We start from the raw sequence: 451 nt of genomic DNA on the forward strand, positions 1-451 counted from the left end.
GGCGATCTTTGCCTTCAGCGCCGCATCGATTGTCCGTCTCGTCTTCTTCATGGTCCGCTCCGTTTATCAAAACGGAACGGCATCCGCACCACCTAAGCCGCCGGTCCAAAATCCGGGGTCCACCTCAGCCGAGTGCCAGACCCCTCGTCAAATGCAACTAGCTAATGCCTTTTGTCGATACGCCGAGATGGCGTCGGCATTGTAGGGGTCGTTACGGACCACGTAGATGTTTCCATCATCAAAATCGAAGCCACCTTCAGGCTCGGACGGAAAATCGATCGAATGCCGTCAGGATTTGTGAACGCGGCCCGACATCCTGTAGAGTGAGCTGGCCCCGGTTGTCTGAACAGAATATCCGCGTCGATAAGTGGAGCCTCTGCCGGGGTTAGGCTGCCGTGCGGAGCGGCAGCGGGGTGAAGTAGGCTTGATCCGGTGTGCTGCCGTCAAGGCT

General features: G+C 57.6%; 1 protein-coding gene. It reads left to right on the forward strand.

All coding sequences use genetic code 11. The features are described 5' to 3' along the window. Positions 1-205, forward strand: a 205-nt coding sequence (locus AC066S_RS39380; RefSeq protein ID WP_478271994.1) for a hypothetical protein, incomplete at its 5' end; no start/stop codon positions are given. Positions 206-451: the final 246 nt, after the last annotated feature.

It is taken from the genome of Bradyrhizobium sp. CFUWI, from assembly GCF_056429085.1.